Genomic DNA, 23238 nt, shown 5'->3' on the forward strand with positions numbered 1-23238 from the left:
AACGCCCGTGTCTCCGGAATCCCTTTTAAACGTTCATCAGGAATCGGGGGTACACACCGGCAACGGTTGGACAAGAAGACACAGTTATGCGGCTCCCTCCGCTAGCCGGCGATATGTTTACGCACCACGCAATCTGCTCTGAGGGGTACGTATGAGGGTTGTCGCCAAGTTCGGCGGCACGAGCCTCGGAAGCGGGGACCGAATCAATCGCGCGGCCGACTCGATCGCGAAGGCGGTCGAGGAGGGCAACGAGATCGCCGTCGTCGCCAGCGCGATGGGCTCGACGACGGACGACCTCATCGAGGACATCACGTTCGAGGCCGACGAGGCCGACCGGGCGGAGATCATCTCGATGGGCGAGCGAACCAGCGTCCGCATGCTGAAGGCCGCCCTCGCCGCCCGTGGCGTCAACGCGACGTTCCTCGAACCGGGCGACGAGGAGTGGCCCGTGGTCACCAACGAGCTCGGCGAGGTCGACGTCGAGACCACGCGCGCACGCGCCCAGAAACTCGCCGCGGAGCTCGACGACACCGTGCCGGTCATCACGGGCTTCCTCGCGGAGGACCCCGAGGGCAACGTCGCGACGCTGGGCCGCGGCGGGTCCGACACGACGGCGGTCATGCTCGGCAACTACATGGACTCCGACGAGGTCGTCATCGTCACCGACGTCGAGGGGATCATGACCGGCGACCCCCGGGTCGTCGAGGGCGCGCGCAACGTCGGCCGCATCACGGTCGACGAGCTCCGAAACCTCTCGTTCCGCGGCGCGGAGGTCATCGCCCCGAGCGCGCTCTCCTACAAGGACGGGGACCTCGACGTCCGCGTTACTCACTACCAGCACGGCGACCTGCTGACGGGCGGCACGCGCATCGAGGGCCAGTTCGAGAACCTGGTCGACATGCGCGAGGAGCCGCTCTCCTGTCTCACGGTCGCCGGGCGCGCGATCCGGAACCGACCCGGGATCCTCGCGGACCTGTCGACGTCGCTCCGCGACGCCGAGATCAACATCGACGCCGTCGCGTCCGGCATGGACTCGGTGACGTTCTACGTCGACTCCACGCGCGCCGAGGAGGCCGAGACCCTCCTCCACGACGAGGTCGTCACCGAGGACACGCTCTCGTCGGTCACGGTCAACGACGAAATCGCCGTGATCCGCGTCACGGGCGGTGAACTGCCGAACCAGCCGGGCGTCATTCAGGGGATCGTCTCCCCGCTGGCCGACGCCGACATCAACGTCATCGACATCATCACGAGCGCGACCTCCGTCGCCCTCTTCGTCGCCTGGGACGACCGCGAGGACGCCCTCGACATCATCCAGAACCAGGTCCAGGAGTAACCTGCAGCGCCGTTTTTACTTTCCTTCCCGCAGTCGCGTCCCGATGCGCCGCGGCAGGTCAGCGTTCTCGACGGCCTCGACGACGCGGTCGACGCCGTACTCGACCCGCCGCTCGTCGACCGTCATCGCGTCCAGGTCGACGACGGCGTACGCCGCTCGGGGGTCGCCGTCGCGTGGCTGGCCGACGCTCCCCGGATTCAGGACGATCCCCTCGTCGTACACGGCGTGCCCCTGGACGTGGGTGTGCCCCATGACGAGGACGTCGGGATCCCGATCGACTTCCATACTCTCCTCCGCGTCGAGCCCCCGCGTAAGCAGCTCCGGGCGGAACTCCTCGGGGTAGGTGTAGCGGTCGGGGTCCATGGGGTGACCGTGGACGATCCGGACGCGCCCGTCGGCGACGAACCGCTCCGCCGGCAGGCCACCGAGCCACTCGATCCGCTCGTCGTCCAGCGTCGACTTCGCGTGCTTCACGCCGGCGCCCGCGAGGCTGTTGAACCGGAACGTGTCTCCGTCGGCGACGGCCCGGTCGTGGTTCCCCTGGACCGACGGGATCGACGCCGAGCGGATCCGGTCGACGCACTCGCCCGGCCAGGGGTTGTAGCCGACGACGTCGCCGGCGTGGACGACCTGGTCGACGTTCGGCATGTCGTCGAGGACGGCGTCGAAGGCGACCCGGTTGCCGTGAACGTCCGAGATCACTCCGACCTGCATACGCGAGGCCAGCGGAGCCGTGGACAAAGACCTTCGGCCGACCGCACGTGCGCCGTTGCCAGCCCCGACGACGGGCGGCCGCGCTACTCGCCGTTGTCGACGGCGACGGACACGGCGTCCTCGGTGACGGTCACGCCAGCTGCACAGACCGGATGTTCGAACGCCGCACCGAGCACCTCGCTCGCCGCCCCGGTCGCCGAGTCGGCACCCAGCGAGTAGGATTCGGGGCTGTCCTTCTCGTAGGTCGCGACGAGCGTCGGCTCCGACACCTCCTCGACGACCAGCGCGTCACGGCGGACCGTCCCGATGGTCGCCGTCTCGGCGCCGACGACGCCCGCGATCCGGGGGGTGTCGTAGTCGTCCTTCTCGAAGTCGAGCGCGAGCAACGGCGTCGCCAGCGCGTCGCGAGCGGGGTAGCCCAGCTCCAGCTTCTCCGCGATCGGGTCGACGTGCGAGCCGTTGCCGACGACCGCCAGCGACTCGCCCGCGGGCGTCGTCACCTCGCGCACGCAGTTGTAGGAGATGTACGGGTTGTCCGTTTCCGGCGCACCCGGCGTCGGCAGCACCGTCAGTGTGCCGTCGCGGTCGACGACCTGCCGGTTCGGGAACGAGCGGGAGGACACGCGATACGCACCGATTCCAGGGCCGACGACGACGAAGCGACCGATGTACATACACGAACTTGGTCATCCCGGCGGCTAATAGGTGATGGTTTACGCATGGATGTGGTACCGGATCGCGTTCCTCACGCGGCGTCTTCCTTTCGCCGGCATTTCCCGTGCCACTCGCTCCCAAAACGCGGGACGGGCCGCCGTTCATCCCTCGACTGTCGGGTCGGATACGACAGCCATAAGTATCCAACCGGCTTACGGATGGATGCGAAGTTCCGTGGGGTAGTGGCCAATCCTGTTGCCTTCTGGGGGCAACGACGGAGGTTCGAATCCTCCCGGAACTATTCTCTCGATTCTCACCCTCCGAGACGTGTCGGTAATTCGCTATCGGCCCCTATTTCGCCTGCACCGACAGTTTCGACTCCAGCGCTATCACGATGGAGTACACCGTCTTCCACTCGAAACAAGGGGGTATCGGTGGCGCGTCACATGCTGTAGCCGGACCCGTATCGATCCGTTCCTGGCGACCTCCGACCGCTACTTCTCCACGTCCAGGAGCGCGACGCGCTCGAGGACGACGTCCGTCAGCGTTCCCGTCGTCGCCGTCAGTTCCGCGTCCGTGACGTCGAAGAAGTCCATTACGCGCTCCCGATCGACCTCGCCGAGCGTGTCGGCGGGTTCGAGCAGGTCCCGAAGCCGGTCGACGGCCGCATCGACGTCAGCCACGTCGACGTCAGCCGCATCGACGTCGGCCGCATCGACGTCAGCCACGTCGACGTCAGCCGCATCGACGTCGGCCGCATCGACGTCAGCCGCATCGACGTCAGCCGCATCGACGTCAGCCGCATCGACGTCGGCAACCGCGTCGCCAGTCGCGTCGGCGTCGCTACCGGCCGCGTACGCGACGGCGACGGTCGGCACTTTGCCCTCGCTGACGCCCATCTCCAGCGCGCGGTCGATCTGCCGACGCCCGGCGGCGTACAGTAGCACCTCGACGGCGCGGTCGCGAGCGACGGCCTCGTCGCGGGCGGCGGCCCGCTCCGCGAGGCCAACGGCCCGAGTCAGGTGTTCTCGGGAGACGACGTAGCGCGCGTCGAACAGCTGCACGACGGCGCCGGTTTCCGCCCGGATCTCGTCAACCGTCGCCAGGAATTCGTCGAGGTCGTCGACGTGGGCGACCCCCTCGACGATCCGGACGTCCACGTCGGGCGTGGCCGTGGGCGAGTCGACGCCGATCACTGGAAATCACCCAGGCTCGCTTGCCCGTCACCGTCGTCGCCCGAGGCCGCGCCGGCGGTCGCGGCGGCCGAGGCCGACGAGTCCGCGCGCACGTCGTCCAGCGAGGGGTCCTCGCGGCCGGCGTTCTCCAGGATCGTCTCGGCGGTCTTCTCCCGCCCGCGCAACGCGCCGAGGACGACGGACTTGTCCACCTCGCGGAGGTCCGCGCGGGATTCGATGCCGGCCTCGTACAGTCGGCGCGCGCGCTTGCGCCCGACGTTCCGGACGCCGGCGAGGTCGAGCAGCTCCTCGCGGACGCCGTACTCGACGCGCTTGCGCGCCTCGCGGATCTGGACGACACCGTCGAGGCCGATCTCCGACGCGAGCGTCTCCATCGCCCGGAGCAGCCACTCGGCGGTCTCCACCTTCCCGCGGATGTCGCCGGGGCCGACGCCGTATTCCTCGGCCATGTCCGCCTCGTCCGTCTCGCTGGCCCAGTCCTCGAGGAGGCGGGCGGTCTTCAGCGCGGAGAGCCAGCTCTCGAAGCGGACGTCCTCGTACTCCGAGGGGACCTTCCCGAGGAACTCGCCCTCGCGCTCGTAGCAAAGCTCCGTATACTGCTCCTTGTCCCCCGATTTCAGGTAGAGATCGTACATGTCCGGCGTCCGGCAGACGAGGTGATAGAGGCCGAGCGGGGAGAGGTCGGGATCGGTGGTTTCGGGGGTGGCCGAGTCGGTCTCCTCGTCGGCGCTGTCGTCACTAGCTTCGGCCCCCTCGTCTTCCTCCCGCGTGTAGTTCACGAACGCCGCCTCGTCGTCGCTGGCTGCGGGCTCGTCGCTCGGGGCGAACTCGCTGTTCGCGTCGTCCGCGTTGGGGTCGGCCGCGCCAGCAGCGTCGGCCCCCCCGGCCGCCCGCAGCCCGTCGATCATCTCCGCGGCGCTCATGGGGTCGAGGTAGAGTCGCGAGACGGTGTGGCCGATGCCGGTCGCGACCAGCGAGTCGCCGTCGCGTTCGAGGAAGTCGTTCGCCTCCAGGTAGTCGAGGACGGTATCCGTCACGTCCGCGAGCCGGCGCTCGTCGTCGGTCTGGGTCGCGTACAGCGTGTTGTCGAGGAACTCCAGCAGGCCCTCCCGGGACGAGGCGAAGCCGGAGGCGATCGTCGCGAGCACGTGGGTCCGGAGCGCGGGCTCGGCGGCGAGCTTCGAGCGGACCGGCTCCGCGTCGGCCCAGACGTACCGCTCGAAGAGCTCGTCCATCGTCTCGGAGTCCTTCGCGAGGAGGACGGCCTCGCCGTACGGGTCGAGGCCGGGGCGCCCCGCGCGGCCGCACATCTGGTGGATCTCGAGCGTGTCGAGCGGCTTCATCCCGCCGAACTCGCCGTCGTACCGGCGCCAGTCGCGGACGATGACCCGGCGGGCGGGGGTGTTGACCCCGGCCGCGAGCGTCGGCGTCGCGCAGACGCACTTGATCAGCCGGTCGCGAAAGGCGTCCTCGACGAGGCTCCGGTGCTCAGCCGCGAGCCCGGCGTGGTGGAAGGCGGCGCCGTCGGCGACGGCGTCCGCGAGGTCCTCGGAGGTGTCGGTGTCGGAGACGTCCCGGATCTCGGCGGCCAGGTCGCGGAGCTTCGTGCGCTCCTCGCTCGTGAGCCGCGGTCGCGTCACGTCGCCGAGCTTGCGCGCGGCGGACTCCGCGTTCCGGCGGGAGTTGACGAAGACGAGCGAGGAGCCGCCCTGCCCGTCCTCCTCGGTGTCGAGTGCGTCGCCGACGAGCGCGGGGGTCTGCTTCTCGCCGCTCTCGACGGGGACCTCGACCTGCGAGCCGTCGTCGAAGTTGATCGCGTTGCCGTAGTGGACCCCCATCCGGAGGTCGATCGGGCGCCAGTCGGACTCGACGAGGTTCGCGTCGAGCCAGTCGGCGATCTCCGCGGCGTTGCCGACGGTCGCGGAGAGCGCGACGGTCTGCAGGCCGGGGTTGACGCGCCGGAGCTTCGCGAGGGTGACCTCGAGCGTCGGTCCGCGGTGGCTGTCGTCGACGAGGTGGACCTCGTCGGAGACGACACAGGAGAGGTCGTCGATCCACGGGGCGCCGTTCCGGATGAGCGAGTCGACCTTCTCGGAGGTGGCGACGATGACGTCCTGGGTCGCGAGCCACTCGCCGTCGGCCTCGTAGTTCCCGGTCGTGACGCCGACGTCGATGCCGAACTCCTCCCAGCGCTCGAACTCGGTCTTCTTCTCGGACGCGAGCGCGCGCAGCGGGACGATGTAGAGGGCGGTCCCGCCACGCTCGATCGCCGACAGCATGGCAAGCTCGGCGATCAGCGTCTTCCCGGAGGCGGTCGGCACGGCGGCGACGAGGTTCTCGCCGTCGAGCAGGCCGGCCTCCACCGCCTGCTCCTGTGGAGGGTAGAGTTCCGCGACGCCCTCCGCCTCGAGGGCCTCGCCGACCCCCTCGGGGAGCCCGGAGAGCGATGTCGGTTGCATTACCAGCTCTTGGCTTGCGATCCGGTTTAAATCATCGGAGTGGGGGTGGCGGCGACCGCCGCCCGAGAAAACGATCCTCAGATCTCGTCGTCGGGGTCGTGCTCGGCGGCCATCCGCGACGCCTCCGTGGCGAACCGGTCGACGTCCTCCGGGTCGGGCGACTTGAGCTTCCCCCCGTCGACGTCGACGGCGGCGGTGACGCCCCGCTGGAACAGCTGCGCCTCGGCGATCTCCTTCACGAACACCTGTTCGCCGTCCTCCGTCGCGTAGGTGAGGCGGACGAGCCCTTTCGAGTCGAACTCGCGGTCGACGAGCCAGAGTCGGGGCATGTGTACGGCTCGACTCCTCGGACGCTTAAAAGGGGCGCCGTCGTCGCCCAGCCGGCACCCGATCGACGGCGGACGGGGAGCAGTAGCAGGCATTTTCACGGTTCGCTCAGTAGCCGTCCACGATGAGTGATCTGGACCAGGAGGACGAACAGTCCGCACCCGGGGAGAACGGGGACGAGAGCGTCCGCGAGGCGGTCGAGGCGTCACGCCACGGTGCCCCCGCGGTCGGCGCCGTCGTTCGCGACCGGTTCGAGACGGACGAGGTGTTCGAGCGGATCGTCGCCGCCGCCGACGAGGAGATCGACCGCCCGACGCGGGAGCTGTTCTTCAGCGCGCTCGCCGCCGGCTTCGCGATCACGCTGACGTTCATGCTGTACGCCTCGATGTACGGCGCCACCGACGGCCACCCCGTGCTGAAGGCGCTCATGTACCCGCTGGGGTTCGTCTACATCATCATCGGCGGCTACCAGCTGTACACCGAGAACACGCTCCCGCCGGTCGCGCTGGTCCTGGAGCGGCTGGCAAGCGTCCCGACGCTGTTGCGCGTCTGGCTGCTCGTGCTGGTCGGGAACTTCGTCGGCGCCACGTTCGGCGCACTCGTCCTCGCGCACACCGGCGTCCTCTCGCCGGCGGCGGCCGAAGCCGCCGTGAGCCTCAGCCAGAAGGGGCTCGACACGCCGTTCTGGACCCTGTTCTGGAAAGCGATCTTCGCGGGTCTGATCGTCGCCGGCGTGGTCTGGATGGACTTCTCCGCCCGTGACACCATCTCCCGCGTCGTCCTCGTCTACTTCGCGTTCCTCGCGGTCCCGCTCGGGAACCTGTTCCACGTCGTCGTCTCCTTCACGGAGCTCATGTACCTCGTCTTCCTCGGGCAGGCCGCACTGCTGCCCGGGCTCGCGACGTTCATCCTCCCGGTCGCGCTGGGGAACACGATCGGCGGCGTCCTGCTCGTCACCGTCGTCAACTACTTCCAGACGTCCGAGTACCGGCGGAAGGAGATCCGCCCGGGGCGGGACGTGAAACAGCTCAGCCTCCCCGAGTGGACCCTCGGCAGCCGGGCCGGCCGGTCGTACGTCCCGGACGAGACGGTCGAGGACGAGTCCGACCGCTCCGACGACTGACTTCCCTGGATCCGGGCCACCCGGTTCCGACGCCGGCGCCGCCCGTCGTCACCGCTTTGTACCGGACGAGCGAAGGACCGGTATGGAAGTTCGCTTCGACCGCGACACCTGCATCGGCATGTTCCAGTGCGTCGACGAGTGGGACGGGTTCGAGAAGGACGTCGACGACGGGAAGGCGGACCTCGTCGGCGCCGAGGAGACCGAGGAGGACCGCTACGTCGTCGAGGTTCCCGAGGACGAGGAGTTCGACGCGAAGTTCGCGGCCCGCGTCTGCCCCGTCGACGCCATCGAGGTGTACGAGGACGGCGAGCAGGTGGTCTGAGCGCGGGTCCTTTTAAATCCGCTCCGCCACGTCCTCGGCGAAGTACGTCAGGATGAGGTCGGCGCCGGCGCGCTTGATCGAGAGCAGCGACTCGTGGGCGACGGCCTCGAGGTCGAGCCAGCCGTTGTCGGCGGCGGCGTGCAGCATGGCGTACTCGCCGGAGACGTTGTAGGCGGCGATCGGCTGGTCGAACTCACGGCGGAGGTCCGAGACGACGTCGAGGTACGGCAGCGCCGGCTTCACCATCAGCACGTCGGCGCCCTGGTCGGCGTCGAGCTCGGCCTCGCGGATCGCCTCGCGACGGTTGGCGGGGTCCATCTGATAGTGCCGGCGGTCGCCGAACGCGGGCGCGCCGTCGGCGGCGTCGCGGAAGGGGCCGTAGAAGGCGGACTCGTACTTTGCCGAGTAGGCCATGATCGCGACGTCCTCGTGGCCCGCGTCGTCGAGCGCCTCGCGGATGGTGCCGACCTGCCCGTCCGTCATCGCCGACGGCGCAACCATGTCGGCGCCGGCCTCGGCCTGCGAGACGGCGGTCCGCCCGAGCAGGTCCAGCGTCTCGTCGTTCTTGACGGTCCAGGTCGGCGCCGTCTCCGCCGACTCCTCGACGACGCCGCAGTGGCCGTGGTCGGTGTACTCACAGAGGCAGACGTCGCCGATCACGTACGCGTCCGTCTCGGCGGTGATCCGGCGGGTGGCCTCCTGCACGACGCCGTCCGCAGCGTACGCGCGGGAGCCCTCGGGGTCCTTCGACTCGGGGATGCCGAACAGGATGACTGCCTCGACGCCCGTCTCGCGGATCTCCTTGACGCGCGCGACGGCCTCGTCGACGGGGACGCGCTCGTGACCCGGGATCGACTCGATGGGCACGCGCTCGTCCGTCGTCGCGTCGACGAAGACGGGGGCGATGAGGTCCGACGCCGACAGCGAGGTCTCGCTGACGAGCGGCCGGACGCCGTCGGTTCGCAGGCGACGGGGTCGGTCCGTGAGGTGCATACCCGCCATTGGCGGTGCGTGCCTTTTTAAGATTCGTTCGATAGAAGGGTCGCTCCAGCGTCGGCGACGGCCGCGAGGGACGACGCCGCTACTCGGGGCCTTCGACGTCGACCTGCTCTCGGAGGGCCGCCAGCTCGTCGGACTCGGCGAGCTCCTCCACGCGCTCCTGGAAGTGCTCGTCGCAGAGCCCGACGGTCACGCCGTCCGACTCGGCCTCGTAGGCGGCTTCCCGGTCGCAGTAGTGGCACTGCATACCCGAACGTAGTCACCGCCGCGGTTTAAGCGTAGCCGTCGTTGGGGGTGTCTGCCGGTGTCAGAAGGGCAGCGGCGACGGGACTGCTCCCCTCACTCCTCGACGGCCGGCGGCAACAGCTCGCGGACCGGCTCGAACTCGGCTGCCGTGAGTCCGGCAACCCCGAGGTCGCGCTCGTGGGCGTCGGTGCCGCCGATCCGGAGCAGGTCGGCCTCGTCGGCGACGCGGTCGACCCGCGCCGGGTCGGCGTCGACGCCGTCGTCGTACGGGTACCAGCGCTCGACGGCGTCGAGGTTGCGCGCGACGTCGAGCGCGGCGTCCACGTCGGCGTAGCGGAAGGGATGCGCGAGGCCGACGACCGGACACGCCTTTTGAAGGAGGTCGACGCCGCGGTCCAGGTCGGTGACGTCGCGCGGGACGTAGCAGGGACCGTCGTCGCCGATCAGCTCGTCGAACGCCTCGCGGTAGTCGTGCGGGGCGTCCGAGCGCTCGATGGCCCGCGCGATGTGCGGCCGTCCGAGCCCGGGCCGGGGGTCGACGTCGAGGTCGACGCCGAGCCGGTCCTCGACCCGCTCGACGATCCGCCGTCCGCGCTCGACCCGGTTCCGCTGCAGGCGCTCGATCTCCGCGTCCAGCGCCTCGGTGTGCTCGACGCCGAACCCGAGGAGGTCGAGCCGGTCGAAGCCGGCGTCGACGCGGAGCTCGATGCCGCGGATCAGCCGGACCCCGTCGCGCTCGACGACCGGCGCGTCGAGGTCGGGGTGCACGCGGTCGTGGTCGGTGAGCGCGACCCACGAGAGCTCGGCGTCGCGCGCGACGCTCGGTACCTCCCCCAGCTCCATCGTCCCGTCCGACACGGTCGTGTGAGCGTGGAGGTCCGCGACGAGGCGGCGGTTCTCGGTCATAGGGGCAGTCACGACCTGGGGGATATAAGGAGGGCCGATCCGGCCCGAGCGTCCTCGCGGCGACGCCGCAAAATCGCGACACGCACAACCAATTAATGATCATTAAGGTCTACACACCGACTTAGGACCTCCATGGACAATCATTAAGGTTATCGACCGATTCCCATCTGGTGATGCGCTTGAACGGCATCGACGACCGACTCGAACGGCAGGAGTATCCGGCGACGACCGCTGACATCATCGCGGCCCACGGGAACGCTCGCGTGGAGCTCGCGGAGGGGTCCGAACGGCTCGGCGACGTACTCTCCCGCCTCGGCGACGAGACGTTCCGCTCCGCCGACGAGGTGTGCACAGCGATCCGATCCGGCGTCTGCCATCGAGGCGTGGGTCGCCGGTTCTACTCGGACCGCGACCCCGGCACGGTCGGCGAGAACGGTCCCGAGCCGGTGTCGTTCTAGCGACCGGGCACGGTTCTCTCGGGCCGCCGTTTTCCGGCGCGATCCCCGGGTCCGTGGGCAACTCCCTCGCTGCGGTTTTTATAATCAGATCCACTCGACAGCGTCGCCGAGCTCCAGCGGCACCGACCCCTTCCGGTAGGCCTCGATCCGCCCGGCGGGTCGGGCCCGGTAGACGACGGCCGGTTTATGCCGGACGGCCGGCTGCTCGGCGGCGACGCGCTCCCAGTCCCCCTCGGGGAACGACGAGCAGTCGACGAACAGCGTGACGCCGCCGGCGTGGGCCTCCAGCTGCCCGTCCGTCTTCGTCTGGGCCGTGTCGCGGACGGCGGCCACGGGCCCGCTGGCGGCACGGTTCGACGCCGGCTGCGGGCGCGTCACCTCCACGAGGGTCGCGCCGTCGCTGTCGGGCCGCTCCGCGCGATAGTCGAGCGAGTGGCCGGTCGTCACCTCGATCTCCGGGGTGATATCGTAGCCCGCGTCCGTCAGCAGCTTCGCGGCCGTGAACTCCGCGATGGCCGCACTCATGCGAACGAGGTCGACCGACTCCGAGGTCCCGAGCTTGCCGGCCATCACCGCGCGGTACGGGTCGAGCGTGCCCGGGTGGAGCACCGATTCGAGGTATGCGAGCGCCTCGTCGCGGTCGGCGTCGGGGAAGCCCGCCGCGTGGTCGCGGAAGAACGCGCGCGTCGACGCCGCGCCGTCCTTCGAGCAGAAGACGGGGAGGAAGAACCAGGTGACGTGGGGGTACGGCTCCAGCCACGGCTCCTCGTCGAGGAGGCCCGCGGTCAGCTCCCGCGTCGCCCAGCGACTGACCGGGTAGGGTACCTTCTCGAAGCCGAACTTCTCCGTGCGCCAGAGCGCGCTCGGTGTTTCCGTGTTGCCGAGCCAGTACCCCGCCGGGCCGGCGGTCGCGCCCGCCGGCGGGTCGTCGTCGTGATCGGTCCAGCAGAACAGCGCCATCGAGCCGTCGTCCATCTCGAAGCGGCGCGCCGAGTAGCCATTGGGCGCCTTGAACCACGGCGCCATGGCGTCGGCCCCGAGATTGTCGTCGAGCGGGCGCTCGATCTTGTCGCGAACCTGGTCGGCGGTCCACGAGCCGGCCGAGCGCCTGAACCGAAGCGGTTGAGCCACGTTGGGACGAAGGCTCGCGGGACGCTAATGGGTTCCGGTGCACTGGTTTCGGCAGGACGAGGGGACCCGTCCGCCCGCCGTCGGCCCCGGCGCCGCGATCGGGAAACCGCCCACCGTCGGCCCCGGCGCCGCAATCGGGAAACCGCCCGCCGATAACGGGACCCTCGTCGATCGTATAAATGAGGCGACATTGATGACCGTTACATATATGTAAGAAAACCACTAAGCGAGAGCGTACCATGTCAATGGGTGCCTATGACGAGGACGAACACGAGCGGCGTGAGGAGAAAGCGTCGAGCGTCGACGCGGATTTCGACGACGAGCGGACGAACTACCGGGGGTCGGTCACCTACGACTCCGGTGAGTCCGCCGAGGAGCTCCTCGACCAGTTCCAGCAGCTGAACGAGGAGTAGCGTCGCGAGTGTGATCGGACGCGCCTCGACGGGCACTACCCTTCTTTCACCGCCGTTCCCCGCAGAGCGATAGCGCCGTCGCTGGCGACGCGTTCGGCCTGGAACGAACAAACTGCTGCCGCCGCCTTAGCCCTGGTAGCCGTAGCTCTCGTCGTCGCCGTCGACTCCGGCGTCGTTCTCGTCGGACTCCTCGCCGCCTCCGTTCGCGGCGTCGCCCTCGCCGGGGGCGACCTCGTCGGCCTCCGGAAGCCGGAGGACGTTCTCGCGGCCGAGGCGGAAGCCCTCGATCTTCCCCTCGTCGCGGAGGCCGGAGACGACCTGACTCGTCCGGGCGTCGGTCCAGCCCAGCTCCTGGACGACGTCCTGCTGTTTCATGCGACCGCCGTGTTGCTCGAGCAGGCGGAGCACGCGCTCCTCGTTACTCAGGAGCTCCTCGGGCGGCTCGCTCGGCCCGGTCTCTCCGGTCTCCTCGCCGCCTTCCTCGGATCCTTCCCCGCCGGTTGCCGCGTCGCCGGCGTCGCCAGCTGCCCCGGCAGCCTCGCCGCCGGCAGCTGCGCCGGCGCCCGTGCCGCCGGCTGCTTCGCCGGCCGCTCCGGCGCCCTCACCCGCCGCTTCGCCCGCCGGCGCCGACGGTTCGCGTTCGCCGGCGCCGCCGAGGCCGAGGACGGCCGCGACGGCCTCGCGCTGCCACCCGACCAGGAGCAGGACGATCAGCGCGGCCAGCACGCCGGCGACGAGGAGGCCCGAGATACCGACGCCCGCTTTCGTGACGACGACGCGGGGCTCGTCGCCCGCGAAGTCGACCTTGCCCGACCAGCGAACGCGGTCCGCCCCGGTATCGTCGGGGCTCGGCTGAACGCTCTCCAGCTCGTAGCTCTCGGGCCAGGTGAGCGTGAGGCTGTGGCCCTCGCTGAGGAAGAACCCGGCGAGCGCGTCGCCGAAGAGCAGGCGGTCGCCGTCGACGACGGCGAAGTTGGTCCAGCGGAACTCGTAGGTCAACACGCCGTACTCCTCGGTGATCGTCTGTCGGCTCGTGTCGACGCGGACGTTCCCGACGGCCATCTCCCGCCCGGTCGTCTCCTCGGCGTTCGTGACGGTGGCGTTCATCCGCTCCCGGAACCGCGCGACGTAGTCGGATTCGTTCTGCTCGACGTCCTGCTCGAGGTCCGAGAACGCCGCCTTCCGCTCGTCGGTATCGAGGCGGACGCGATACTCGATCCGCCAGTGGGCGTCGCCGGACTCGTTGACGTCGGCCCGGAGCGTCACCTGGTCGGCGTCGACCGCCTGTGCGGCGAAGCTCCCGCCGCCGCTCCCGGCTCCGGTGGCAGCCCCCGCGCCGGTGCCCGCGACGACCGCGATCCCACCGGTGGCCAGAAGCGCAACGAGCGCGAGCGCGACGACGGTGCTCGGCGTCCACGCGTGCTGCGAGAGTCGACTGCTGCCCGGCCGCGACATACACGCATTCCTCACTGCGGCTATTTAAAAACAACCAGATTCCCGCGTGCCCTGCCGGTCCCGATGAACGCTCGATCACTGCTCTCGTCGTCGATATCCCCTTCACCCGGTCCCGTTACCCCTGGCTGAAGGGTGAGATAATAGCTGGGGCAGGCCGGAGTACTTTTGCGCCGGCCGGGCGCACCTGCGGACATGACTCGTGCGTCCGTCGACGTCGACACTCTGCTGAAGATCGTGTTGGGACTGGTCATCGTCTGGCTCGTCCTGGAAGTGCTCGGTGCCCTGCTGTCGATCACCGGGATGGTGTTCCGCATGCTCCCCCAGCTGCTCGGGATCGCCATCGTCGTGCTCATCGTCCTGTACCTGACCGACAACCTCTGATGTTCAGCCTCAACGTCCCGATCCCGCGGGAGGTCGACCGGCTCTCGAACGAGCTCCACCCGCAGCTGGCGGCGTTCGACCGGATCCGCGACCGCCACTCGCTGTGTCTCAAGCGCTTTGGCGCCGACGACGTGAACGGCCCGGGCGGGCCGACCCCCGAGAAGGAGCGCGCCCTCGCGGAGCTCCGCGAGCGGCTCCGCCCCCTCCTCGCGGGCACCGACCCCTTCGACGTGCGACTGTCCGAGATCGACTACTTCGAGAACCCGACGACGGGAACGGCGCCGGTCGTCTACCTCGCCGTCGAGAGCGACGTGCTCCTGCGACTCCACCGCCGCCTGTGTGCCGCCTTCGACCCTATCGAAGGGCTCGAGGGCGACGACTACACGCCCCACGTGACCCTCGCTCGCGGCGGCGACCTCGCGGACGCCGAGGCGCTCGCGGCGACGGAGATCGACCCGATCGAGTGGCGCGTCCACGCGCTCGACATCTTCGACCCGGACTTCCGGGAGCCGGCGGCGACGCTGAAGCTGTAGGCGTCGCTGTCGACGTGGCTGGTGCAGTAAGCGTCGCCGGCGACGTGGCTGGTGCTGTAGCCGTCGCGGACTGCCGAAAAGGGCCTCGCGCTACGACCGTTCTTCCACCCGCATCGGCACGGGGTGGTCCGGATGCATCGTCAGCGACCCCCGCAGCGACAGCTCCGGGCCCTCGTAGGTGAGGTCGTACCGGGAGTACACCCACGTGAGGATGAGCTTCGCCTCGAGCAGCGAGAACTGCTTGCCGATGCAGTGGCGCGGGCCGCCGCCGAACGGGAAGAAGGCGAACCGCGGGCGCTCGGCGCGCCGCTCGGGGAGCCAGCGGTCCGGGTCGAACGTCTCGGGGTCGTCGTACCACCGATCCGAGCGATGGACGACCCACTGGGGGATGAGCAGCGTCGCGTCCTTCGGCACCCGGTAGCCGCCGTGTTCCACGTCCCGTTTCGCCTGCCGGAAGAGGGCGTAGACGGGTGGATACAGCCGCATCGCCTCGTCGATCACGCGCTCGGTCAGGTCGAGCTGCCGGGCCGTCTCCAGCGTCGGTCGCGGCGGGGCCGAATCCGCGCCGTCGGCGCCGGTCGTCGGCTCTCCGGTCGTCGGCTCGCCGGTCGCCGCGAGCACTTCGTCGACCTCCGCCTGCACCTGGCGCTGGACCTCGGGATGCTCCGAGAGCAGGTAGGTCGTGTACGTCAGCGTGAGCGCGGTGGTGTCGTGGCCCGCGAGCAGCATCGTCATCAGCTCGTCGCGGAGGTTCCGCTCCGTCTGCTCCCCGCGGTCGCGCGCCCGGAGGAGGATCGAGAGCAGGTCGTTCGGGAGTTCCGCGTCGCCGTCCGGGCCGGGACCGTGAACGCTCGTCCCGGCCTCGCCCGCCGGGTCGACGGCGGGGTCGCGCTGGGTGCCCGTCTGCGCCGCGAGGACGTCCTCGATGACGCCCTCAAGCGTCGCGATGGCGTCGTCGAACTCGCGGTTCTCCCGGGTCGGGATCCAGTCCGGCAGGAGGAACCGCCGCGGGTCGGGCTCGAAGCGGGCGCCGAGGGGTTCGAGGCTGTCCTGGACCGCCCGGATCCGCTCGTCGCTGAGCTCCGCGCCGAACATGGCCGAGACGATGATCCGGACGGTGAGCCGGGCGATCTCGAGCTGGAGGTCGACGACCTTGCCGTCCGCCCAGCCCCCGAGCGCGTCCGCCGTGTGGTCGACCATCGTGTCCGCGAGCGCGCTGATCCGGCGCATGTTGAACGCGGGGTTCGCGAGCTGGCGCTGGCGCTTCCAGGTGTCGCCCTCGCTCATCAGCAGGCCGTCGCCGAGGAGGTCGTCGATGGCGCGGTCGCCGAAGTCGGCCTTGCGGTAGGCGTCGGCCTCGCTGACGAGGACGCGCTGGACGTCGGCCGGGTTCGTGAGCATGTACGTCTCCCGGGGGCCGAGGTCGAACCGGACCACGTCGCCGTACGCGTCGGCGCAATCGCGCATGAAGGTGAACGGATCCTCAGCGTACCGGCGGGCGTTGCCGACGAGCGGCGAGCCACGCGGGCCGGGCGGGCGTGCGCGCATGCGAATTCGTAACGGCGGGACGGGGTTAAGCGTTGTTCGCAGTCTTCTGCTTATAAACGGTGTTTGGAGGTACTGACGCTGTTATATTGAACTCCAACAATGGGAAAGCCCTCGGCCGCTCGCTAGGTGTGGGTTTGGATAGGTGATACGGTCTTGCTCTCGACACCACCGCAAACTCCCAGAAAGCCCTCGGCCGCTCGCGGTCGCTGAGCGACATATCTGAACCTCTCAGCCTCGAAAGACGGTCCGGGCTGCCTGCAGTAGCGGGCTGCCGGGCTGCGACTTCCGGCCCTCCGTTCGCTTCGTCGCCGGCGCGCCATCGGCGCGCCGGCTGCCCGAGAGACCTCCGGTCTCTCGCTGCTCACGGAGACACCGCCTCGGCGCGCCACCGTCCTCCCTCGCACGCGTTGCTCGCGCGCGCCAACCGCCCCGCACCGCACGGCGGCCAGCCGGCGAGCGACGACCGCCGAAGAGCCGCCGCTCGCGACGCCTCAGCCACCACTCCCGGGTGGGACTGAAAGGGGCAGCCGCTGAGCGGGACGCCCTGCGAAGTAAGCACCGAGCCAGCGAACGAGCGAAGCGAGTGAGCTGGCGAGGCGCGCAGCGAGCAGCGCGACCGTCTCAGCGGCTGGGGCTTTCTGGGCATGCTGAGTGGTGTCATCAGCGACGGTGACAGACCTAGTTTATAAGCGCGAGCGCTCATCAGCCGGAATTTCCGAGGTAGGATCGAGTGCCGTCGCTAGCGACGACTTATAAATAAAACCCAGCGAGGAAGATGTCGCTTAAAAATAATCGCGTCAGATCGATTCCGCGTAGGCGTCCAGCGTCTCCTCGACGTCCTCCTCGGTGTGCGCGTAGGAGACGAACTGGCTCTCGAACTGGTTCGCCGTCAGGAAGATCCCGCGGTCCTTCATCTCCTGCCAGAAGACGCGCTCCCAGCGCTCGGTGTCCGCGCGGGCGACGTCCGCGCCATTCTTCGGGCGCTCGCCGTCGCGGGTGAAGACCGTCTTGAACAGCGAGTCGGTGCCGACGACGGTGTACTCGGGCGCCTGGTCCTCGCAGATGTCGCGGATGCCGTCGCGGAGGCGCTGGCCGAGGTCGTTGACGTGCTCGTAGACGTCGTGTTTCGCAGCGTACTTCAGGTACTCGTGGCCCGCGGCCATCGTCACCGGATGCCCGGAGAAGGTGCCGGATTGGAACACGTTCCCGGAGGGCGTGAACTGCTCGATGATCTCGGCTTTCCCGCCGATGGCGCCGACGGGGAACCCGCCGCCGACGATCTTGCCGAACGTCGTCACGTCGGGCGTGACGCCGAACTTCCCCTGCGCGCACTGGAGGCCGCCGACGCGGAAGCCGGTGATGACCTCGTCGAAGACGAGCAGGCTCCCGTGGTCGTCACAGAGGTCCCGCAGCGTCTCGTGGTAGCCGTCGACCGGTTCGACGATACCCTTGTTCGCGAGGATGGGCTCGACGAGGACGCCCGCGATGTCGTCGCCGTGCTCCTCGAACACCTCGTGGGCGGCCTCGGGGTCGTTGAAGGGGATCGGGAGCGTGTGCTGGGCGAATTCCTCGGGGATGCCGGCGGTCGAGGGCGATGCGTCGCCGGCCGCGCCCTCGACGAGCGTCGACTCCTGGGCGCCGTGGTAGCCACCCTGCATGACGACGATCTTGTCGCGACCGGTGTAGCCGCGGGCGAGGCGGACCGCGGAGACGGTCGCTTCCGTCCCGCTGTTGACGAACCGGATCTGCTCGACGCTCGGCACGTGCCGGGCGACGAACTCGGCGTGCTCGACCTCGATCTCGGTCGGTGCGCCGTACATCGGCCCCTCCGAGACGGTCGACTGGATCGCGGCCTCGACCGGCTCCGGGACGTCGTGGCCGTACAGCAGGGGGCCGTAGCCCATCGCCCAGTCGACGTAGCGGTTCCCGTCGGCGTCGATCACGTGCCCGCCGTCGCCGCGCTCGATGAAGAAGGGGTGCGGCATCGTCGCCCGGACGGAGGAGTTGACTCCGCCGGGGGTGACTGACAGCGCGCGGTCGTACAGGGCCCGCGAGCGCTCGTGGTTCATGCTCGCCCCTTGGACCGTGGATGGAAAGTAGTTTGCGAGAGGGCGGCGGCTGCCGGGGTCGCGTCGGTCCCCGTTTCCACGACCACTCAGGTCAGCAGATCCAGCGAGAGCTCGCCGCCCGAGCTGAACGCATCGTAGCTGACCGCCAGCTCGAGTTGCACCGTCACTCTGTCGCCGCCCTCGACGGTGACTGCCGCGCTCGCGCTGTCGGACTCGTTGCCGGCGGCGGCCTCGGCGACGGCGATGCCGGTTCGCTCCTCGCTGGCCCGGTTCTCGACGGTGAGCTCGACGACGAGGTCGCCGTCGTCGCCCTCGGCGGTCGACCACTCGGCGATCGCCAGCCCCGGCCCGTCCGCGGAGTCGTTGCCGAAGGTGAACTCGGAGTCCGGGAGCCGCCCCTGGTCGACCTCGTAGATCGTCACCGCCTCGTTCTCGTAGGCGACGTCGACGCCCTCGATCTCCCCGAACGCCGTCACGTCGCCGTAGCGCTCGCGCTCGATCGGGCCGACCCAGACGTACTCGACGTCGTACTTTTCGAGCAGCGCGATCACGACCGCCCGCTCGCCGGTATAAACCCGGTCGGCGTGGCTGGCGCGGCGCTCGAAGGCCTCGACGCCGCGGTACCCCTCCTGGTGGCTCCACCCGGCGATGGTCGGGAGGCCGGTGAGCGTCGACGCCGGCGACCCCCAGCCGTACGCGTCCCGCGTCGGCGCCTCGACGATGGTGGGCGAGCCCTCGCGCTCGTCGAGCCACTGGATCGCCGCGAGCTGGTCGGGGTGCCAGCGCTCGTGGCCCGAGAACCCGTCGATGGTGGGCTCCGCGGGGGCGTTGTCGAGCTCGACCACGGCGACCATCGCGGGGAACACCGCGCTCGCGAGCAGGACGGCGGCGACGACGGCGACGAGGCCCGCGGCGCGGGCGCGGGACCCGCTCGCGCCGCTCGGCAACTCGGACGCCGCCCCCCGAATACCCTCGACGCCGCGCTCGACGAGCGCCGCCGCGACGATACCGGCCGCGGCGGCCGACAGGGTCCACGCCTGGATCGCGACCTTCAGCGTCGTGTTCCAGCGCTCCAGCTCCGGCGGCCAGACCCTGGCGTGGACGAGCTCCATCGACAGCACGAGCCCGACGCCCGCGAGCAGCAGTGTCACCTCGTAACCGGCGTCGTCGTCGAGGCGCACGACCGCGTAGCCCGCCGCCAGCAACGCGCCGCAGACCGCCAGCGCGGGGAAGTCGGCGGGGCCGAGCAGGAGCGCGGCGAGTCCCAGCGCTGCCAGCCCGCCGCCGACCTGGGCCCGCGTCGAGAGTGCGTCGAGCAGCGGTTGCACCGCCGCGTGCCGCGTGCCGAGGTAGAGCGCGAACAGGAGGAACGGGCCGCCGTACAGCATGAGGAGGCCGATCAGGTTCGAGCGCGGCGGGAGGAAGCCGATCCCCTCGTTCGTCGGCGTCCCGCCGAACAGGAACGGCGCGGCCCAGAGCACCGACAGCGCGCCGACGCCGACCGCGAGGACGGTCGACAGCGCGACGCGCCGGAGCTCCGCGAGCAGCCGCGGGTACTCGGCCGACCCGTCCATGGCGGGATCGAGCCACGGCACCTTCCCGCGGAGTCGGAGCGGCAGCAGCGTCGCCGGCGCGGCGTCGGCTGTGAGCAGCGCGAGCCAGGCGACGCCCGGGACCGAGGGGAGCGCCCAGGTGTTCGTCAGCCCGAGGAAGCCGCCGAGCGCTGGCATCGCCCCGAAGAGCACGAGCCAGCGCCGGCGACGGGCCTCGGCCGGCGCCCGGTAGTAGGCGTACGCGAGCGCCGCGCCGAACAGGACGAAGCCGGTCGTGATCGTGTGCCCGTGGTGGTCGCCCTTGACGTACGAGTACAGGGGGACCTCCTGGAGCGTCCCGGGCACGACGTACCGCGTGTGCCACCACGACCACGTGGACGGATCCGACTGCAGGCGGACGATCTCGGGGTACTCGTGCCGGATCGCGCCGAAGACCGGCTCGCCGTACCGGACTGCCGTTTCCGTCGGGAGGAGCCCGTAGGCGAGCCGGACCGGCGTCGTCAGCGCGCCCGCGAACGCGACGAAGAAGGCCCCGAGGCCCCCGCCGAGCGTCCGGGAGACGTCGCGCTCGCTCGACACGGCGCCCGCGAGTCCGTAGGCGCCCACGACGAGGACGCCGAAGTAGGTCGCCAGTGCGAGGTTGTACGCGTAGCGCATGCCGACGCCGGCGACGCTCGCGATGGTCGCCGTCGTGGTGTGGCCGCCGTAGTAGTAGCGCACGGCCTCGCCCGCGAACCACATGTCCTCGGGCGGCAGCGACGCGGCCCGCTTGACCGCGTTCAACAGGCCGAAGTGGAGGAACTGCTCGCCGCCCGCGGCCGTGATCGTCGGCGACAGCGACCGGAGGCCGAGCATCAGCGCGAAACCGACGAGGAAGACGACGAACGGCTCGATTGCCTGCCGCGCGTCGAGCGAGACGCCCCGCCGAACGGCGACCCCGCCAGCGACAACCGGTAGCAGCACCACGCCCAGCGCCACGCCGGGGCCGTAGCGAAGCTGTCCGACCCAGACGGCGGTCAGCCCGACCGCCGCGATCGAGAGCGGGAGGGCGAACGCCGCGCCTCGTTGCGGGAGGCGCGGCCACACGAGCGCCGCGAGCGGGAGGCCGGCGACGTAGAGGACGGCGATCGCGAGAAGCCAGCGGAGGATAGCGATCTGCTCCATCGGGATTGTGTCGGATCCTCGGCAAGACGTATTATATGTCTTCTCCTCCGGAGAGCGCCAGCCGTCGGCTGGTAAAAAAGACCGCGCCGGCAACCGCACCGCGCTGGCGACCGCACCGCATTCGCAACAGCACCGCATCCGCAACAGCATCGCATCCACAACCGCACTGCGCCGGCGTCGCCGACGCGAACCGCGACAGCAACCACGAGCCGCACACCGCACACCGCTGAGCACCAGTCGAGGGTGTGCGGTCGGTGGCGAGCCAGTCGGCCCGCCGCGAACGGTCCCTACACTGCTTCCGGCCCCCGTTCTCCGGTACGCACCTGGAGCGCCTGTTCGACCGGCATGATGAACACCTTGCCGTCGCCGGGGTCGCCCGTCGAGGCAGCCTCGCGGATCGCGTCCGCGACCTCGTCGGCCGGGATGTCGGCAACGACGCACTCGACTTTGATCTTCTGGTGGAGGTCGACGACGTACTCCTCGCCGCGCCACTGGCCCTTCTTCGGGGGCTGGGAGCCGCGACCGGAGACGTTCGTCACCGTCAGCGAGGGCGCGCCCACTTTCGCGAGGGCGGTCTTCACGTCGCCCAGCTTCTCCGGGCGGAGGACGGCCGTGACCATCTTGATCTCGGAGCCGGCCTCCTCGCCGCCGTCAGCGCGAACGCTGGCGCCGGAGTCGGCGCCGCTGGCGGTGACCCCGCTCTCGACCGCCATCGGCTTGCCGAACTCGGGGTAGGTGTCGACGCCGTGTTCGGCGGCGTCGAGGCCCTCACGCTCGTGTTCGGGCGTGACGCGTGCCTGGCCGAGCAGCTTGAACGCGCCGAACACCGCGCCGGTTGCGGCGACGGTCCAGCCCGTGATCACGGCAACCCCGACGACCTGCGCGACGAGCAGGTCGACCGAGAAGCCCGCGACGCCGACGAACGGCAGCGCGAGCACGCCGAGCACGCCGGCGGAGCCGTGGACCGGGAACACCGCGCAGACATCGTCGATCTTGAGGCGGTCGGAGACGAACTCGAAGACGAACGGGAGCTGCGCGCCGCAGAGCCCGCCGACCGCCATGGCGCCCCACCAGGTGACCGCGTCGGCGATGCCGGTGACCCCGACGAGTCCCGCGAGGAGTCCGTTGGCGACGTACAGCGTGTCGACCTTGCCGTTGACCGCGAGCGAGGCGATCGCCGCGCCGATGGCGCCGCAGGCCATTCCGACCGTCGTCGCGAGCGCGACGCGGCCGACGACCTCGAAGCCGCCGAGGACGAGCTCCCCGCTTTCGACCGCGAAGACGGTCGCCGTCGTGCCGACGTTGAAGCCGAACCAGCCGAACGCCAGGACGAGCGTTCCCAGCACCGCGAACGTGATCGAGTGGCCGGGGATGACGTTCGTGGAGCCGTCGGGCGCGTAGCGGTCGAGACGCGGGCCGAGCACGTACGCGGCCGTGAGGCCGGCGATGCCGCCCATGCCGTGGACGATCATCCCGCCCGCGAAGTCGTGGAACCCGAGCGCGCTCAGGAAGCCGCCGGCCCACGTGAACCCGACGACGACGGGGTAGATGACCGCCGAGAGCGCGACCGTGTAGGCGACGTACGCGCGGAGCTTCACGCGGCCAGCCACGGCGCCGGAGACGATCGTCGCCGCCGTCATCGCGAAGACGGCGCCGAACAGCCAGCTGTTGACCCAGGCGCCGTCGGCCGCGGTCATCACGGCCGTGAGGTCACCGAGGCCGTAGGTCCCGCCGCCGGTGAGGCCGCCGGTGATCGCCTCGACGCCGAAGCCGCCGAAGAAGTACGCCATGACGCCGACGCTCCAGGTCAGCAGGTTCTTCGTCAGCTGGTTCGCGACGTTCTTCGCCCGCACCTGCCCGGCCTCCAGCATCGCGAAGCCGGCGTGCATGAAGAAGATGAGGAAGCAGGCTAACGCGACCCACATGAGGTTCACGCCCTGCGCGATCACTGAGGGGTCGACCTGCGCGAGGCCGGCGACTGCGCCGCTCATGCGGTTCCTCCATCAGTGCGGGACTTCTTTGGCTGTTCGTCCAGTACTTCCGCGAATCCGTTGTGATCCGTGTTCCGATTCACGCCAGGAGTTGGGGAAACCACCCGTATAAAGCCACAGGTTGACATTCACAATATTTCTTCGGCAGAAAAGACTAAACGGACGATATTAGGACGTCTCAAATTAATATAAGGGTGTAATGTCCGCAGAACCACCACAATTGTTGCCAGGGAACCCAACGTTCGTTTTGTCGTGAAACT

20 protein-coding genes, 1 tRNA gene and 1 pseudogene are annotated in these 23238 nt (G+C 69.7%); 8 read left to right on the plus strand and 14 right to left on the minus strand.

From position 1 onward, the window contains the following. Nucleotides 1-151 precede the first annotated feature (151 nt). Nucleotides 152-1336, plus strand: coding sequence for an aspartate kinase (locus ACQE3M_RS00160; RefSeq protein ID WP_430503441.1), 1185 nt, complete (start codon nt 152-154; stop codon nt 1334-1336). Between the two features lie 15 nt (nt 1337-1351). Here ACQE3M_RS00160 and ACQE3M_RS00165 read toward each other — a convergent pair whose 3' ends face one another. Then, the gene (locus tag ACQE3M_RS00165; RefSeq protein WP_430503442.1) at nt 1352-2050 is read right to left on the minus strand and encodes a metallophosphoesterase family protein; all 699 of its coding nucleotides are present in this window, start codon (nt 2048-2050) and stop codon (nt 1352-1354) included. A gap of 83 nt (nt 2051-2133) precedes the next feature. Further along, complete coding sequence (locus ACQE3M_RS00170) at nt 2134-2724, minus strand: IMP cyclohydrolase (RefSeq protein ID WP_430503443.1); 591 nt, start codon at nt 2722-2724, stop codon at nt 2134-2136. A gap of 208 nt (nt 2725-2932) precedes the next feature. Here ACQE3M_RS00170 and ACQE3M_RS00175 point away from each other — a divergent pair. Then, nucleotides 2933-3005, plus strand: a tRNA-Gln gene (locus tag ACQE3M_RS00175). Nucleotides 3006-3198: 193 nt separating this feature from the next. Here the strand turns inward: ACQE3M_RS00175 and cgi121 are convergent. From cgi121 to ACQE3M_RS00190, 3 genes are all read right to left on the minus strand, one after another. Then, complete coding sequence (gene cgi121 / locus ACQE3M_RS00180; RefSeq protein WP_430503444.1) at nt 3199-3900, minus strand: KEOPS complex subunit Cgi121; 702 nt, start codon at nt 3898-3900, stop codon at nt 3199-3201. Beyond that, the gene (locus ACQE3M_RS00185; protein WP_430503445.1) at nt 3897-6359 is read right to left on the minus strand and encodes an ATP-dependent DNA helicase; all 2463 of its coding nucleotides are present in this window, start codon (nt 6357-6359) and stop codon (nt 3897-3899) included. Before ACQE3M_RS00185 ends, cgi121 begins: the two co-directional genes overlap by 4 nt. Nucleotides 6360-6436: 77 nt before the next feature. Beyond that, on the minus strand, nt 6437-6688 hold the full coding sequence (locus ACQE3M_RS00190; RefSeq protein ID WP_430503446.1) for a DUF7967 family protein: 252 nt from the start codon (nt 6686-6688) through the stop codon (nt 6437-6439). 122 nt (nt 6689-6810) lie between these two features. Between ACQE3M_RS00190 and ACQE3M_RS00195 the strand changes: the two are divergent. Both ACQE3M_RS00195 and ACQE3M_RS00200 read left to right on the plus strand, forming a co-directional pair. Beyond that, nucleotides 6811-7803 (plus strand): annotated as a pseudogene (locus ACQE3M_RS00195) (formate/nitrite transporter family protein); the annotation flags it as partial. Nucleotides 7804-7891: 88 nt separating this feature from the next. After that, nucleotides 7892-8131 (plus strand): ferredoxin, encoded by a 240-nt coding sequence (locus ACQE3M_RS00200; protein ID WP_430503447.1) that lies wholly within the window; start codon nt 7892-7894, stop codon nt 8129-8131. A gap of 12 nt (nt 8132-8143) precedes the next feature. Here the strand turns inward: ACQE3M_RS00200 and hemB are convergent, their stop codons facing one another. From hemB to ACQE3M_RS00215, 3 genes are all read right to left on the minus strand, one after another. Continuing rightward, nucleotides 8144-9124 (minus strand): porphobilinogen synthase, encoded by a 981-nt coding sequence (hemB, locus tag ACQE3M_RS00205; RefSeq protein WP_430503448.1) that lies wholly within the window; start codon nt 9122-9124, stop codon nt 8144-8146. An 88-nt stretch (nt 9125-9212) separates the two neighbouring features. Continuing rightward, complete coding sequence (locus tag ACQE3M_RS00210; RefSeq protein ID WP_430503449.1) at nt 9213-9377, minus strand: DUF6757 family protein; 165 nt, start codon at nt 9375-9377, stop codon at nt 9213-9215. A 92-nt stretch (nt 9378-9469) separates the two neighbouring features. Next, entirely contained in the window at nt 9470-10282 is an 813-nt protein-coding gene (locus tag ACQE3M_RS00215) for a PHP domain-containing protein (RefSeq protein ID WP_430503450.1), read from the minus strand. A gap of 173 nt (nt 10283-10455) precedes the next feature. On the opposite strand from ACQE3M_RS00215, the gene ACQE3M_RS00220 reads away from it, so the two are divergent. After that, nucleotides 10456-10740: a DUF5789 family protein gene (locus ACQE3M_RS00220; RefSeq protein ID WP_430503451.1), complete on the plus strand. Its 285-nt coding sequence runs from the start codon at nt 10456-10458 to the stop codon at nt 10738-10740. A gap of 84 nt (nt 10741-10824) precedes the next feature. On the opposite strand, the gene ACQE3M_RS00225 is transcribed toward ACQE3M_RS00220, so the two are convergent. Then, nucleotides 10825-11871 (minus strand): DUF5784 family protein, encoded by a 1047-nt coding sequence (locus ACQE3M_RS00225; RefSeq protein WP_430503452.1) that lies wholly within the window; start codon nt 11869-11871, stop codon nt 10825-10827. Nucleotides 11872-12110: 239 nt separating this feature from the next. On the opposite strand from ACQE3M_RS00225, the gene ACQE3M_RS00230 reads away from it, so the two are divergent. Next, the gene (locus tag ACQE3M_RS00230) at nt 12111-12284 is read left to right on the plus strand and encodes a DUF5786 family protein (RefSeq protein ID WP_430503453.1); all 174 of its coding nucleotides are present in this window, start codon (nt 12111-12113) and stop codon (nt 12282-12284) included. Nucleotides 12285-12410: 126 nt separating this feature from the next. Here ACQE3M_RS00230 and ACQE3M_RS00235 read toward each other — a convergent pair whose 3' ends face one another. Continuing rightward, nucleotides 12411-13739: a helix-turn-helix transcriptional regulator gene (locus tag ACQE3M_RS00235; RefSeq protein ID WP_430503454.1), complete on the minus strand. Its 1329-nt coding sequence runs from the start codon at nt 13737-13739 to the stop codon at nt 12411-12413. Nucleotides 13740-13931: 192 nt separating this feature from the next. Here ACQE3M_RS00235 and ACQE3M_RS00240 point away from each other — a divergent pair, with 192 nt between their 5' ends. Both ACQE3M_RS00240 and ACQE3M_RS00245 read left to right on the plus strand, forming a co-directional pair. Further along, a complete protein-coding gene (locus ACQE3M_RS00240) occupies nt 13932-14120 on the plus strand; it encodes a DUF7554 family protein (protein WP_430503455.1) in 189 nt (62 codons plus the stop codon). After that, nucleotides 14120-14653 carry a 2'-5' RNA ligase family protein gene (locus ACQE3M_RS00245; protein ID WP_430503456.1) on the plus strand — a complete coding sequence of 178 codons (534 nt, stop codon included), beginning with the start codon at nt 14120-14122 and terminating at the stop codon, nt 14651-14653. The genes ACQE3M_RS00240 and ACQE3M_RS00245 overlap by 1 nt, the downstream gene beginning before the upstream one ends. 90 nt (nt 14654-14743) lie before the next feature. Here ACQE3M_RS00245 and ACQE3M_RS00250 read toward each other — a convergent pair whose 3' ends face one another. From ACQE3M_RS00250 to ACQE3M_RS00265, 4 genes are all read right to left on the minus strand, one after another. Then, on the minus strand, nt 14744-16201 hold the full coding sequence (locus ACQE3M_RS00250; RefSeq protein ID WP_430503457.1) for a cytochrome P450: 1458 nt from the start codon (nt 16199-16201) through the stop codon (nt 14744-14746). 797 nt (nt 16202-16998) lie between these two features. Then, nucleotides 16999-18270 carry a glutamate-1-semialdehyde 2,1-aminomutase gene (gene hemL, locus ACQE3M_RS00255; protein WP_430503458.1) on the minus strand — a complete coding sequence of 424 codons (1272 nt, stop codon included), beginning with the start codon at nt 18268-18270 and terminating at the stop codon, nt 16999-17001. Between the two features lie 86 nt (nt 18271-18356). Further along, the gene (locus ACQE3M_RS00260; RefSeq protein ID WP_430503459.1) at nt 18357-20987 is read right to left on the minus strand and encodes a DUF2298 domain-containing protein; all 2631 of its coding nucleotides are present in this window, start codon (nt 20985-20987) and stop codon (nt 18357-18359) included. 287 nt (nt 20988-21274) lie between these two features. Continuing rightward, complete coding sequence (locus tag ACQE3M_RS00265) at nt 21275-22978, minus strand: ammonium transporter (RefSeq protein ID WP_430503460.1); 1704 nt, start codon at nt 22976-22978, stop codon at nt 21275-21277. Between the last annotated feature and the right edge of the window lie 260 nt (nt 22979-23238).

It is taken from the genome of Halosubterraneus shenae, from assembly GCF_050510935.1.
In the GTDB taxonomy this organism is placed as follows: Archaea; Halobacteriota; Halobacteria; order Halobacteriales; family Haloferacaceae; genus JBDGPU01.